General features: G+C 56.3%; 12 protein-coding genes. 3 read left to right on the top strand and 9 right to left on the bottom strand.

Annotated features, from left to right (window positions below; all coding sequences use genetic code 11):
- Positions 1-2: 2 nt before the first annotated feature.
- From N8E88_RS23760 to N8E88_RS23750, 3 genes are all read left to right on the top strand, one after another.
- The gene (locus N8E88_RS23760) at positions 3-1688 is read left to right on the top strand and encodes an ArnT family glycosyltransferase (protein WP_262292738.1); all 1686 of its coding nucleotides are present in this window, start codon (positions 3-5) and stop codon (positions 1686-1688) included.
- Between the two features lie 79 nt (positions 1689-1767).
- A complete protein-coding gene (locus N8E88_RS23755; protein WP_262292737.1) occupies positions 1768-2826 on the top strand; it encodes a hypothetical protein in 1059 nt (352 codons plus the stop codon).
- A 2-nt stretch (positions 2827-2828) separates the two neighbouring features.
- Positions 2829-3491, top strand: a complete 663-nt coding sequence (locus N8E88_RS23750) for a hypothetical protein (protein WP_262292736.1) — start codon at positions 2829-2831, stop codon at positions 3489-3491.
- Here N8E88_RS23750 and N8E88_RS23745 read toward each other — a convergent pair.
- The 9 genes from N8E88_RS23745 to N8E88_RS23705 form a co-directional block, all read right to left on the bottom strand.
- The gene (locus tag N8E88_RS23745; protein WP_262291788.1) at positions 3488-4441 is read right to left on the bottom strand and encodes an IS481 family transposase; all 954 of its coding nucleotides are present in this window, start codon (positions 4439-4441) and stop codon (positions 3488-3490) included. The two genes, N8E88_RS23750 and N8E88_RS23745, sit on opposite strands and share 4 nt — an antisense overlap.
- Positions 4442-4533: 92 nt before the next feature.
- Positions 4534-5178, bottom strand: a complete 645-nt coding sequence (locus N8E88_RS23740) for an alpha/beta hydrolase (RefSeq protein ID WP_262292735.1) — start codon at positions 5176-5178, stop codon at positions 4534-4536.
- 11 nt (positions 5179-5189) lie between these two features.
- Positions 5190-6515: a UDP-glucose dehydrogenase family protein gene (locus N8E88_RS23735; RefSeq protein WP_262292734.1), complete on the bottom strand. Its 1326-nt coding sequence runs from the start codon at positions 6513-6515 to the stop codon at positions 5190-5192.
- Between the two features lie 37 nt (positions 6516-6552).
- Positions 6553-7599 (bottom strand): L-glyceraldehyde 3-phosphate reductase, encoded by a 1047-nt coding sequence (gene mgrA / locus N8E88_RS23730; protein ID WP_262292733.1) that lies wholly within the window; start codon positions 7597-7599, stop codon positions 6553-6555.
- Between the two features lie 311 nt (positions 7600-7910).
- The gene (locus tag N8E88_RS23725; RefSeq protein WP_262292732.1) at positions 7911-8912 is read right to left on the bottom strand and encodes an ABC transporter ATP-binding protein; all 1002 of its coding nucleotides are present in this window, start codon (positions 8910-8912) and stop codon (positions 7911-7913) included.
- Positions 8913-8940: 28 nt separating this feature from the next.
- On the bottom strand, positions 8941-10002 hold the full coding sequence (locus N8E88_RS23720; protein ID WP_262292731.1) for a Gfo/Idh/MocA family protein: 1062 nt from the start codon (positions 10000-10002) through the stop codon (positions 8941-8943).
- Entirely contained in the window at positions 9999-10838 is an 840-nt protein-coding gene (locus tag N8E88_RS23715) for a carbohydrate ABC transporter permease (RefSeq protein WP_262292730.1), read from the bottom strand. The genes N8E88_RS23720 and N8E88_RS23715 overlap by 4 nt, the downstream gene beginning before the upstream one ends.
- Before the next feature lie 10 nt (positions 10839-10848).
- The gene (locus N8E88_RS23710; RefSeq protein WP_262292729.1) at positions 10849-11799 is read right to left on the bottom strand and encodes a carbohydrate ABC transporter permease; all 951 of its coding nucleotides are present in this window, start codon (positions 11797-11799) and stop codon (positions 10849-10851) included.
- 148 nt (positions 11800-11947) lie between these two features.
- On the bottom strand, positions 11948-13207 hold the full coding sequence (locus N8E88_RS23705) for an ABC transporter substrate-binding protein (RefSeq protein WP_262292728.1): 1260 nt from the start codon (positions 13205-13207) through the stop codon (positions 11948-11950).
- Positions 13208-13242 lie beyond the last annotated feature (35 nt).

The following is a 13242-nucleotide window of genomic DNA, read 5'->3' as shown; positions in this document are numbered from 1 at the left end:
TGATGACCTCTTCGGACCTCGCTCCTGGCGGTGGCACAAAACTTCGCGCCAGCCATTATCTGCTGCTGGTTTTCATCTGCCTCGTCTCCTTCGTACCCGGCATCGCCTCGATTCCGCCGCTCGACCGCGATGAAGCACGATACGTGCAGGCGACGCACCAGATGGCTGAAAGCGGCGACTATGTCGACATCCGCTTTCAAGACGCATCGCGCTACAAGAAGCCAGTTGGCATTTACTGGCTGCAGAGCGCTGCGCTCAAGCTCACAGGTTACAATAACGATGCCCCGGTATGGATCTATCGACTGGTCTCTGTGACCGGCGCTACGATTGCGGTGCTCGGCACGGCTGCTCTGGGAGCATTCCTTTTTGGTCAAAGCGCCGGCCTTATGGCCGGTATCGCCCTTGCAGCGATCGTCATGCTGGGCTTCGAGGCCCGCGTGGCAAAGACCGACGCGACGGTGCTGGCGACGGTCGTCATCGCACAGGGTGCGCTTGCCTCGATCTGGATGGCAAGCCGCAAGCAGGCTGCAGCCAAATGGGCACCAGCAGTGATCTTCTGGGTGGCAACCGCAGCCGGTGTGCTGATCAAAGGTCCTATCACTCCCTTTGTCAGTCTTTTGACGATGGGCTCTCTCAGCCTTTTCTGCCGCGAGTGGCGATGGCTGAAACGCCTGAAGCCATTAAGCGGTGTCCTCATCCTGCTGGCAATCGTGCTGCCATGGCTCATCCTGATCACGCTGAAAAGCGGCGGTGCCTTCTTCAACGAATCCGTCAACAAGGATTTCCTGTCGAAGGTTGGCGACGCGCAGGAAAGCCACGGCGCGCCGCCAGGCTATTTCGCCCTGATCTTCGTCGTGTTCATCTGGCCATTCGGCGTGCTCGCTATTCGCGGCGGTCTGCAGGCGTTGAGCCGATTGCGCGAGGATCCGCGCCTTGCTTTCCTGATTGCCTGGTACATTCCATTCTGGCTGGTAACCGAGCTTATCCCAACGAAGTTGCCCCACTATATCCTGCCCGCTTACCCGGCCCTGCTGTTGATGATGGCTTGGGCGATCGACACTGGTGTAGCCGCCCAACCCTATCGCGGCCGCTGGCAAATCTGGGTCGAGCGGCTGACGCTTCTTGGCCTTGCCGCTGCGACACTCGGCTTCATGGGCGCTGGGCTTGTCCTGCCCTACGTCATGACCGGATCATTTTCGTTTCCGGGGATCATTGCCTTCTTTACCGCAGCTGCCGCCGGTGTCTTTGCCAGCGGTCTTGTGTTCAATCACAACCTCAAGCGCGCGCTGCAAGCCTCTGCAACCTTTGCGATTATTACGCTCACGTTGCTTACATGTGGCGTCGTTCCGGCACTGACACCGATCTGGCTCAGCCCGGCCATTGCCAATGCGTTCAATGCTGCCAAGCCGTGCGACAACAGCGTACTGGCTTCTGCCAGCTATGCCGAGCCGAGCCTGGTGTTTCTTGCCGGGACGAAAACGGTCCTCACCGACGGTGCAGGCGCGGCCAAGCATCTCACCGACGATCCGGCCTGTGCGATTTCAGCAGTCGACGAACGTGAACACGACACCTTCATCAAGGCTCTGCCGCAGGGCGAGAAGTCGGTTGCTGCAGTGGCGACTGTCAGCGGCATCAACTACAGCAAGGGCCGCAAGACGACCATTACGCTGTACAAGGCCGCGCAATAATCGATTGACTTGCGACTAATGTCGAATTGACAGCTTCATGCGCTGATAGGAATATAGTCCTTTTAAAAGGACCTTATTCATGCATAAATCACCGAAGGAAAGCCCAGGCTACCACAAGCTGCTATGGCAGATAAGAGCCAACGATTCTTTCCTGAGAACACCGAAACGCGGGTGCTCAGCGGCGCAAGCCAAGCAGGACCATCTACTCCTGCAACAGAAGCAGGATTTTCTCTACAAGCAGCTCGAGTTTTTGGACGAACTTGACCTCTTCCTCAAATTCGATCCAGATCAACCTCGCGTGCCTGCTGGAAATTCTGATGGCGGGCAATGGACGAATGGCCAAGGCGGGATTGATCCGATCACCGCGGGCGCCACATTGGCGCATAGTAGTTCGAGCCCGCAAAGCAGCTCATGGATTAAACGGACCGAGCAACTCGGACAGCACATCGACCGTGAAACTCCACTGCGGGCCATTGTCAGAAACAATCCCGTTATCCGTTCTGCCACGGCTCTACTTTCGTTTCTGAAAGCACCTGAACTCGAATACCCGCTAGCGGACGCGGTTGCGCAATACAACGCAATTGCAGCTGCTGATGATCCTTATGTCGTGCCAATCCTTTCGCTGCGCGCAAGACAATTTAGCAAAGGGGATTCCGACGCAAAAATCTGGGCGAGCGTTCGCAAGGCGGATATGGATACCGTCAGCAAGTTTTGCCCCAGGTACTGGACGATACAAACTATAGCGGACAGCGTTGCATCGACGATGGGACCCATTGGGTCATATGGAACACCGCAAAACTACGGAACCCAGTTTCACCTGCGTGCTGCAAATATGGTGAACGGCTTAAACGACGGCACTCTGAAAGCAGAACTATTTCTTATGGCTCCGCTGGCTGCTGCTCCATCCGGGTACTACCGGGAAAAAGTCGGAACACGGGAAAAAGGATCACTAGGGCTCGATGTGCATGAGACAGTCAGGAGCGATCTGACTTGCATCTACGATTTTAAGACAGGGATAAAAGAGCTTGATCTTACACGCATGGGGAATTTTGCTCATTCAACCGCAAAGACCTACCCCAAAACAAACGAGTTCTTTGTCATCCAGATCAAGCCAAGTGCCGGTTCCATCAGGAGATAATCATGACCACCATCAAAGGCGTACGTGATGCAGTGCGCCCGCTCATTGAGCGGCGGAACGATCTGATCTCCACGGGACGATTCGTCTTCATCAAGCCCGTGCAGCACTTATTGCGCGGTGTTCATATTGATAGCTCCTTGGACCCAAGCGTTTTCATTCCCCAAGTTTCAGTACGCTTGCTCGCCCCCAAAGCGGAAATCAGGTCGCCCGGCTGGGGCATGCGGTTCAGGCAAGCCAACTATGGCGAGTACATCAGGAAGTACGGCTGGACGATGAACAAGCCAGACATAGTCGCGCAAATGCTGGACATAATCGAGGGCGCTCTGCCGGCACTCTATGCCATTGCAAGCCTGGATGATTATTTTGCCTATCTCTCTGCCATGACGGTGCCAGAGGTGAGTTCAACAACAATTGAACTTTTCGAGGTATTGATACCAGCCATGAAAGGGGAATTCGATATTGCACTGAGCTTTTTGCAGAAAAATAAGTCGGTAGCTGAGCATGTGGATCGCCTTTCGCCGGAGTTCTATCCAGCGCTCGTGGCTGGAGATCGAGCTGCAATTGCCCGAATTCTCCACGAATGGGAGGCAATCACTGTCAAAACCTACAAGATCGAAAAAATCTGGGAGCGAACGCCATTTCCATTGGAACTGCAGGACAGCTAGCTGTGGAACCTCAACAGGTTGTCCCGATCCAGGCCGAGACGGCTGATAGGTGGTTTTGATCCTAAACTGCCGTGCGGCCTGTGCCAATTGTAGCGATGAAGCCAGTGCGGCAGCTCCTCCGTGCGTTCTTGAGAGTTGTTGTAAGCACGAGCGTAAGCCCATTCGCGTAGGCTCGTCTGAATGAAGCGTTCGGCCTTACCATTGGTCTTAGGCGTGTATGGTCTTGTGAAGACTTGACGCAAGCCCAGACGTTTGCAGGCTGTGCGGAAAGCCTTTGACCGGTAGCATGACCCGTTGTCGGTCATCACGCGCTCGATACAGATACCCAGCTTCGCATAGTAGGCGACGGCAGCCTCCAGGAAGGCAACGGCGCTCTCTTTGCGCTCATCTGGCATGACCTGCACAAAAGCGACCCGCGAAGCGTCATCAATGCAGACGTGGACGAACTCCCAGCCGATGCCCAGATGGCGGTTGACAACGCCCGTTTGCCGTCCGGTGATGCGGTGTCCCACCGAGCCAATACGGCCAAGCTTCTTAATGTCGAGATGAATGAGTTCGCCCGGATGTTCCCGTTCATAGCGGCGCACGGGTTCGGGATCCAGGGCGCTCAGTTTGTTGAGGCCCAACCGGCGCAGAACACGGCTGACAGTTGCCGGCGAGACGCCGACCTCGGCAGCGATCTGCTTGCCTGTCCAACGCTGGCGGCGTAACCGCTCAATCGTCCCGACAATGGCTTCAGGGGTCGGCCGGCGCAAGCGATGTGGTCGCGACGAACGATCCTCCAGTCCGCTCAAGCCCTCGCGGCGATACCGATCGACCCATTTGCGCACCGTCCGCGGGCACACGCCTGCGGCTTCGGCAACGGCCTGCGGCGTCTGCCCGCCCTCGACCTGGCTCACAATTCGCTCTCGACCATACCGCGTAAGACGGGCATTCTTGTGGATGTTCATCCGGTCCTCCAAGAGTCACTGAAGCTTCGACAACCTCAGTCTCCCCGGTTTGGACCGGATGGACAACCTATTGAAAGCTCACAGCTAGCTAATCAGCCAGCAAAGGGAAACTTCGACTGAAGCCAATCTCCTATCAATTTTCCTTCGTCGTCATGCAAATCATGACCAGTGGGAAGCACGTAGGTTGTGACATCAGCGCCGCATTTTTCTAATTGGACTGTCATCAACTTCACATCGTCCGGAGAGCGCCGTGTGTCTTTTTCGCCCGCGCTAATGAATACTGGCAGACCAGCGAGTTCAGGGAAATCATCGTCGGGGGCTGGCGAAAGTGGCCGGATCAGAACCGCGCCAGCTACAAGAAACGGTGCTCGAAAGAGGATCGATGCTGCAGTGATCGCACCATTGGAGAAACCTAGGAGAATAGGCTTGGATTTTAAGACGCCCGTTTCCAAGGCGGAAGCCAAGAATTCGCACAAACGGGACGTTTGATAGCTCAGATCAACGTAATCGAGGCTCCTGTCGTCATTCCTTTTGAAGAAGGCGAAGCCCGCCTCCCATTCGACAGCTCCCCTTATGGAAAGATAATCTCTATTCGGACCTACGCTTTCGACAAGCGGAATCAGGTCGTTCTCGTTGCCACCGCTCCCGTGCATGAGAAACAGCGGGGCGGCAGCACCAGTCTGGTTGCCGGCATCCACATAGCGAAATCTGTTCAGCTGGCGCACGGAGCTTTCCATCTGAATATCCGTCAGGTATTGGCGCTTTTCCCCACAAGAGGTCGTCCGACAGAGTGGTATTCCAGGCCAGAGCCTTCAAGATCTTGCGCGTTGAAGACATTGCGCAGATCGAACAGGAGTTTGCCGCTCATAAGCGTAGAGACCCGCTTGAGGTCGAGTGCACGGTAGGCATTCCATTCAGTCAGTAATAGTGTAATGCCCGCCCCGTCGACAGCCTCGTAGGCGGACTTGCACCAGGTGACATCGTGCAGGACCGGTTCTGCTGCCTCTCGCGCCTCTGGATCGTGCGCTCGCACACTTAGGCCCGCTTTCTGCAGGGCTGGAACAATGTCGAGCGCCGGCGATTCGCGAATATCGTCCGTGTTGGGCTTGAAGGCGATGCCGAGCACGGCAACGGATTTCGCACCGGTCCGCCTTGCTGCTTCGATTACCCGCTCGGCCATGGAACGCTTGCGCTGTTCGTTGACCGTGACGACCTGTTCGATAAGGGTTTGGGGTGCATCCATCTTGCGGCCGGTAGCAGCATAGGCACGTGTATCCTTCGGAAAACACGACCCGCCAAATCCCGGCCCCGCATGCAGGAACTTCGAACCTATGCGGTTGTCCATGCCGATGGCCCGCGCCACGTCCTGTACGTTCCCTCCAGCCTTTTCGCAAAGGTCAGCCACCTCGTTGATGAAGGTGACCTTCATGGCCAGGAAGGCGTTGGCGGCATATTTGATAATCTCGGCATTTTCCAGGGTCGTGACGATCATCGGCGTTTCGCGCAGATAGAGCGGACGATAGACGCGCTTCATGGCCGCCGCGCCGGCCTCATCATGAACGCCGACCACGACACGGTCTGGCCGCAGGAAGTCTTCGACGGCCGAACCTTCACGCAAGAACTCCGGATTGGAGACCATGGAGAACGGCACGTCGGGCCGTGCCTTGGCGATGCGCGCCCGCACATCGGCGTTGGTGCCCACGACCACGGTGGACTTGATGACGATGACAGCATTGGGCTTCATCGCCGCGGCGATTTCATCGGCAGCCGCGTGGATATATTGCAGGTCGGCTTCACCATCGCCGCGCCGTGAGGGTGTACCGACCGCAACGAAGATCACATCGGCATCGGCGACGGTCTCGGCGAGTTCAGTCGTGAATGTCAGACGGCCGTCGCGCGCATTGCGTACCAGCAGTTCATCGAGGCCGGGTTCGTAGATCGTAACCTCGCCAGCCTGCAACCGGTCGATAATAGCCGGGTTTTTATCGACACAAGTGACCTGAAAGCCGAATTCGGCAAAGCAGACACCTGACACCAGACCGACATAACCGGTCCCGATCATCGCAATCTTCATTGAACGGTCCAATCCTTATCTTGCATTGCGTGTTGCGTTACTTGCGTGCAGGGCCCTTGCGTTCGGCCGAGGCTGCCCAAAGGTTGACGTTCGCATCGGTTGCATAGCTGTCGATCTCGGCAAGCTCGGCGTCTGTGAATGCAAGATTATCGAGCGACTTGACGCAATCGATCACCTGCCGTGGCTTGCTGGCGCCAATCAGTGCGGTGGTGATGCGGCCTTTCCTGAGCACCCACGCGATTGCCATTTGCGCGAGTGTCTGGCCGCGTTTTGAAGCGATCTCATTGAGTGCACGAATGTTTTCGATGTTGCGCTCGTTGAGGAAATCCGGATTAAGCGATTTGCCCTGCGCCGCACGGCTCTCTTCGGGTACACCCTTGAGATATTTGTCAGTCAGCATTCCTTGCGCCAATGGCGAGAACACGATGGAGCCGATGCCGAGATCTTCCAGCGCATCGATCAATCCGTCTTCCTCAATCCAGCGATTGATCATCGAATAACTTGGCTGATGGATAAGACATGGCGTGCCAAGCTCTTCGAGAATCGCTGCAGCCTCGCGGGTGCGGTGGGAGTTGTAGGATGAAAGGCCGATATATTGAGCCCGACCGGACCGCACAATCTGGTCCAGCGCCATCATCGTTTCTTCGAGCGGCGTATCGGGATCAAAACGATGCGAATAGAAAATGTCGACATAGTCGAGGCCCAGCCGCTTCAAGCTCTGATCGCAACTCGCGATTACGTATTTGCGGCTGCCCCATTCGCCATAAGGCCCGGGCCACATGTTATAGCCCGCCTTGGAGGAGATGATCAGCTCATCGCGATAACCTTTGAAATCATTGCGCAAAATCTCGCCGAATGCTTCTTCCGCAGAACCCGGGGGCGGACCATAATTATTGGCAAGATCAAAATGCGTGATGCCGAGGTCAAAGGCCTGACGGCAGATCGCCTGCTTGACGTTGTGCGGCGTATCGTTGCCGAAATTGTGCCACAACCCAAGAGAAATGGCCGGCAGCTTGAGCCCGCTCCTGCCGCAACGGTTGTATTTCATGGTGTCGTAGCGCTTGGAATCCGGTGTCCAGCTCATGGTATTCGTCCTGCTCTTGTCCTTAGAGCCCGCTTCTAAACTCTACTGCGGCGGCCATCTAACGCGATTTTCTGCGCTTCCGGTGCTCACGTACTTTAAGTACGCTGCGCTCCGGTTCTCGAAAATCACGTTATATCCCTCACCGCAACGACTTTCCAAACGGGCTCTTACATTATTGACGCGGGAGGCGACTCCCCGCGCGCCGGACTATGCCCCATACGCATGGTGATGTCATGACATGAATTGGCTCTGGTGTCGCAGACTTCCGGACGACAAGGGTTGCCGCCTGCCGTAGTAAGGAATGGCGCGGCTTATCCCTTGATGACCTGTCCCTGGTCATCAAACCGGTAGGTCCGGCCGGCATCCGGAGTGGCATAGAGCACGCCGTCGACATCGTAATTGTGCTCGCCGAAGAGGCGAACGGTCAGCGGGCCGAAATCTGTCTGGAGGTAGATGATCGTATCAGCCCCGAGATGTTCGACATGGATCACCGAACCTTTCCATTCGCCGGATGTCTTGCTGACCTGAATGTGCTCTGGACGGATACCGATGGTTTTCGCTCCACTCTGGCCGAGCTTGGTTGCATCGATCAGGTTCATTTGCGGCGACCCGATAAAACCGGCGACGAAGACTGTCTGCGGTGAATTGTAGAGCTCCATCGGTGAGCCAACCTGTTCGATCCTGCCCTGGTTCAGCACTACGATCTTGTCGGCAAGTGTCATCGCCTCAACCTGATCATGCGTCACGTAGATCATGGTTGCCTTGAGTTGCCGGTGCAGACGCGCGATCTCGATACGCGTATTGACGCGTAGCGCGGCATCGAGGTTCGACAGCGGCTCGTCGAAAAGGAACAGTTGCGGCTCGCGAACGATGGCACGGCCAATGGCGACGCGCTGGCGTTGGCCACCGGACAGTTCTGCCGGGCGGCGTTCGAGATAAGCATCGAGCGACAACATATTCGAGGCGATCCCGATGCGCTCCTTGATTTCGTCTGCTGGCTTACCTGCCTGCTTCAAGCCGAGGCCCATATTGTCGCGAACGGAGAGGTGCGGGTAAAGCGCATAGGTCTGGAAAACCATGGCAATGCCGCGCTTGGCAGGCGGCGTGTTGTTGACCTTCTTGCCATCAATCAGGATGTCACCCGATGTCGCATCCTCGAGCCCCGCAATAACCCTCAGCAATGTGGATTTGCCGCAACCGGACGGCCCGACAAAAATCACGAACTCGCCATCCTTGACCTCAAGGTCGATGCCTTTCAGGACATCGACCTGCCCGAAGGACTTGCGGATATTTTCAATTTTCAAAGAACCCAATGTCTTGTTCCCGTTTCTTGATTCAAATTTATAGGTCTACCGGCTCGCCGGTCCGCACGCTTTCATCTGCTGCCAGGCAGACACTGAGCGAACGGACTGCGTCCTGCATATGTCGGTCGAGGTCGAGATCTTCGTGAATAGCCTTGAGGACAAACGCCTGCTCCAGATTGCAGAGCTCCTGATGTCCTGGTTCACCAGCCATGCTCAAGAGCTCGTCGGGCTTTGCGAAGCGGCCATCCGGTCCAAGCTTTGCCGAGTGCAGACGAATTGTCGAAGTTTTTGTGTGGGAATCGATGTCATCGGACTTGGCGTTCTGGTCCATGACGATGGAAACGCAACCATTCGGCGAAATCACATCCTTAACGAAGAACGCCGTCTCCGACATCATCGGACCCCACCCGGCCTCGTACCAGCCGACCGTCTTGTCATCGAACAGCACTTGCAGGTGTCCGTAGTTATACATGTCCGGGTCGATCTCATCGGTGAGACGCACGCCCATGCCGCGCACCTGAACCGGCTTGGCGTCGGTGATCTGCAGCATGACATCGAGATAGTGAACGCCACAATCGACGATCGGCGACGTAGTCTTCATCAGCGATTTATGCGTTTCCCAGGTAGCCCCACTCGACTGCTGATTGAGGTTCATGCGGAAAACGTAAGGACCGCCAAGCTTGCGGGCCTCTTCGATAAGCCGCATCCACGACGGATGGTGGCGCAGGATGTAGCCTATCACGAGCTTGCGGCCGTGCTTCCTGGCGGCGGCGACGACCCGCTCCGCATCTGCAACCGTCGTAGCCAGCGGCTTTTCGACGAAGACATCCGCACCCGCTTCCATGGCAGCAACCGCATAGTCTGCATGGCTGTCGGAATACGTATTGATGGAAACGAGGTCAGGCTTCAACTCGGCGAGTGCCTCGTTGAAGGAGGAATGGATCGTGTAGGCACCAAGCTCTTCCGGCAGGGGCACGATGGAGCGATTGACCAGCCCGACGATCTCGAAACCGGGGTTGTGGTGATAGGCAAGCGCATGGCTGCGGCCCATATTGCCAAGCCCTGCCACGAGAACCCGCACTGGCTTTTGAGCCGTCATTTGACTGCTCCCGAAGTGATGCCGCGGATCAACTGGCGCGAGAAGATAAGATAGAGAACGAGGACCGGGACGATCGCCAGCGTCAGCGCCGCGAGCACTGCATTCCAGTTGGTGACGAACTGACCAATAAACACCTGGCTACCGAGCGTTACGGTCTTGGTGGCGTCGCTGGGCGCAAGGATGAGCGGGAACCACAGATCGTTCCAGATCGGGATCATCGTGAAGACGGCGACGGTCGCCATCGCTGGCCTCACCAGCGGCAGCACCAGGCGGAAGAAGATCGAATATTCCGAGAGGCCATCGATGCGCCCGGCGTTCTTCAGATCGTCCGAAACGGTTTGCATGAATTCGGTGAGAATGAAGACCGCCAGCGGCAGACCCTGAGCGGTGTAAACAAGGATGAGCGCGGTGAGCGTGTTGACCAATCCCGCAGCAACCATGCCTTGCAAGATAGCAACGGTTCCCAAACGGATCGGAATCATGATGCCGAGCGCGAGGTAAAGCCCAATCAGCGTATTGCCGCGGAAGCGGTATTCCGACAGCGCAAAGGCCGCCATTGCTCCAAACAGCAAGACGAAGAAGATCGAAACACCGGTGACGATGAAGCTGTTCTGGAAATACAGAACGAAATCCCCCTGTCCTAGAACCGTCTGATAGCCGATGAGGCTGAACGTCGAAGGCGTTGGCAGACCCAATGGATCGCGGAAGATCGAACTCCTGTCCTTGAAGGAATTGATGACGGTAAGGAACACCGGAAACAACGCGATAAGCGTATAGATGATGAGCGCCAGATGGACGAGACCGGTGCGGACGGGCGATGCTGTTGGCTTTGCCATGATCTCGATCCTAGAACTGGTAGCGGCGCATGCGCCGCTGGATGGCGAAAAGGTAGAGGCAGACGCCCGACAGGATGATGAGGAACATCACCGTCGCGATTGTCGCGCCCATGGATTTGTCGCCAATCTGCAGCTGGAAACCGAAGAAGGTTCGGTAGAGCAAGGTACCGAGAATATCCGTCGCGCCGTCCGGTCCGGCGAGCGCACCTTGCACGGTATAAACCAGATCGAAAGCATTGAAATTGCCGACGAAAGTCAGAATGGAGATGATGCCGATGGATGGCAGGATCAGCGGCAGCTTGATCTTCCAGAACTGGCTCCATCCGGTCACGCCATCGCATTCGGCCGCCTCAAGAACTTCTTCGGGAATGTTGAGCATGGCTGCATAGATCAGCATCATCGGAATGCCGACATACTGCCAGACCGAGATCAGCGACACGGCTATCAGCGCGCTGCCCGGTTTACCGAGCCATGGCGAAAAGAGAGATTTCAACCCGACCAGATCGAGCAGGAAAGGTGAAACGCCCCATATCGGCGACAGAATAAGCTTCCAGATAAAGCCGACGATCACGAAGGACAGAAGCGTCGGCAGGAACATCGCCGTGCGATAGAAGGCACCAAAGCGCAGCTTCGGCACGGACAGCAGCGCGGCAAGCGCCACCCCGATGGGGTTCTGCACCAGCATGTGGATCAGGAAGAAAACGAAGTTGTTGCGGAGCGCATTCCAGAAACTGGCGGCCCAACGCGGATCGCCGAAGAGCACCTGGAAATTGCCGAAGCCGACAAAGATGCTTTGATTGTCTTTAACGTTGAACAGGGAAAGCCGCAGCGTTTCGATGAGCGGCAGGATCATCACAGCCGTATAGACGAGCAAAGCGGGCGCCAAAAACACCAGAATGTGCCAGCGCCGACGGTGTCTGTCCTCAGCTCGATCGATCGATATTTCTGCGACTGTGGTCATTAAATCCGAGACCCCTGCTTTGATTTTTTGGTCGTGCATTACGCGGCACACGACAGCCGTTTTTTGGCAATGACAGCGCAACGACGCGCATCAAGCCCAGATGAAGAGATAGCCGGGACGATCGTCAGACGCCCCGGCTATCGATCAATTACTTGGCAGGCTTGTACCAGCTGTCGAGACCGTCCTGCAGCTTCTTGGCAGCAGCGTCCGGCGTGTCGGTGCCGTTGATGACGTTAGCCGATTCAACCCAGGTTTCGTTCTCGAGGTTTGGCGTGCCGCGCGACAGAATCTGGTAGGTCGAGCGGATGGTCGGCTTGCACTTTTCGCGCCATGAAACGAATTCCTGCGCGAGCGGATCCTGCATCTTCACCGGTGTTGAGTTCAGGCTGAAGAAGCCGGGCAGCGCGTTGGCATAGATCTCTGCAAATTCCGGCGAAGCAACCCAATCCAGGAACTTCTTGGCTTCTTCTGCATGCGCGCTCTTGGCATTGAGACCGACACCGATGTCGTTATGGTCGGAAATGTAGCAGGCATCACCGGCATTCTTCACCGGTGGCGGGAATGCTCCCATCTTGAACTGGGCCTGGGTATTGAACAGACCGATTTCCCACGAACCGGCTGGATAGATCGCAGCACGTCCAAGTGTGAAGAGATTCTGGCTATCCGGATAGGTCTGGGCTTCGAAACCATCGCCGAGATAGTCTTTCCACTTGAGAAGAACCTTGTAAGGCTCGACCCACTCCGGATCGGTCAGCTTCTGTTCGCCCTTGATCAGCTTGGCGCGGCCTTCTTCGCCCTTCCAGTAGGTCGGTCCGATATTCTGGTAACCCATAGTCGCGGCTTCCCAGAGATCCTTTGTACCCATGGCCATCGGAATATAGGTACCATCGGCCTTGATCTTGTCGAGTGCGGCGAAAAACTCGGCTTCCGTGGTGGGAATAGCAATACCGAGCTTGTCGAAGGCATCCTTGTTGTAGATGAAGCCGTGGATAACCGAAGCCATTGGCACGCAGAACGTGTCCTTGCCATCATCGGTCGTCCAGGCAGACTTTGCCACGTCCGAGAAGTTCTTCATCCCCGGAAGATCGTTCAGGCTCGTCAGATTGCCGCGCTTGAACTGTTCCAGAGACTTATCGAAGGGACGGCAAGTAATGATGTCGCCGGCACTGCCCGCATCGAAGCGCGCACCCAGCGCAGCATCATATTCCGTCGGAGGCGTCGGAGCGAACTTCACCTTGATGCCGGGGTTCTTGGCTTCGAAAGCTGGAATGAGCTTTTCCTGCCAGACGGCCAGATCGTCGGTACGCCAGCTTTCGATCGTCAGCGTGGTATCGGCGGCATGGGCAAAACCGGCCGTAGCCAGAATGCTTGTCGCCATAAGCAATGTTTTTAAAGTCGTGCTTCCCATTTTAGTCTCCTGTTGCACCCTTTTGAGCAGTGCCG

It is taken from the genome of Phyllobacterium zundukense, from assembly GCF_025452195.1.
Lineage (GTDB): Bacteria > Pseudomonadota > Alphaproteobacteria > Rhizobiales > Rhizobiaceae > Phyllobacterium > Phyllobacterium zundukense_A.
The sequence above is the reverse complement of the archived record's forward strand: the minus strand, read 5'-3'. Positions and strand labels throughout refer to the sequence as shown.